The sequence below is a fragment of the Vibrio sp. 10N.222.46.A1 genome (assembly GCF_041473595.1).
GTDB classification, from domain to species: Bacteria; Pseudomonadota; Gammaproteobacteria; order Enterobacterales; family Vibrionaceae; genus Vibrio; species Vibrio tasmaniensis_A.
The window spans coordinates 1-434 of the sequence record NZ_JBFRSN010001856.1 but is presented as its reverse complement, the minus strand read 5'-3'; the positions used below and the strand labels follow the sequence as shown (position 1 = coordinate 434).

Below are 434 nucleotides of genomic sequence, written 5' to 3'. Positions count from 1 at the left end.
AAATTACTACCCCCTAGTAACTAAAATCCCCATTCGCCTTGTCTGCGAATGGGGATTTTATATTTATATAATGTTCAAAGCTTTTTACTGCTTGATATAAAGATCTTTAGAGTAGATACGCCCTTCAACGTTATTCTTCGCAAAGCCGCCAACACTTGGTCGCACTAGGCGAGCCTGCATGTAGTAGTAGATTGGCGCGATAGGCATATCTTCAGCCAGTAACTGCTCCGCTTGGTCATAGAAACCTTGGCGTTCTTGCTCATTAGTTGCAGCCAATGCGCTATCCATTGCTGCGTCGTACTTGTCGTTGTTGTAACGAGCAAAATTACCTGAAGATTCAGAACGCAGAAGGCTTAAGAAGGTCGACGCTTCATTGTAATCACCACACCAAGACGCTCGCATCACATCAAAATCACCTTGTCGACGTGATACTA

Annotated in this window: 1 pseudogene; it reads right to left on the bottom strand. The window is 44.0% G+C overall.

What is annotated here, in order from left to right:
• Positions 1–84: 84 nt before the first annotated feature.
• Positions 85–434: pseudogene (locus AB4496_RS29630) on the bottom strand (oligopeptide ABC transporter substrate-binding protein OppA); the annotation flags it as partial.